Source organism: Desulforhabdus sp. TSK (assembly GCF_022836495.1).
GTDB lineage: Bacteria > Desulfobacterota > Syntrophobacteria > Syntrophobacterales > Syntrophobacteraceae > Desulforhabdus.
The window spans coordinates 1-309 of record NZ_BQXM01000220.1; the positions used below are offsets into that span (position 1 = coordinate 1).

The window sequence follows — 309 nt, forward strand, 5'->3', positions numbered from 1 at the left end:
TTGATCATGTCCATGGCGGTTGTGAAAAGGACCTTGAAATTGGCGTTGCATGCCGCCAGGGCGATGCATTGAGCCAGGAAGGTCTTTCCCGTGCCGGGATTTCCGATGAGGATGACGTCCATGTGCTCCCTGAGAAACCCCAGGTCCAGGAGGGCGAGGATGCTCTCTTTCTGCTCGGATCTGGTGTTGTGGTGGTGGAAATCAAACTGATCGATGGAGACGCGATCGGGCAGTTTGGACTGAGTGTATCGCAGTTTAATGGCTGCCAGCCAGCGGTGTTCGATTTCAAGTTCGGCCAGGCGCATGAGC

At 55.3% G+C, this 309-nt stretch carries 1 protein-coding gene; it reads right to left on the bottom strand.

The features are described 5' to 3' along the window. Positions 1–309: ATP-binding protein (locus MWC30_RS22165; protein ID WP_244086352.1), on the bottom strand; the 309-nt coding region annotated here is incomplete at both ends.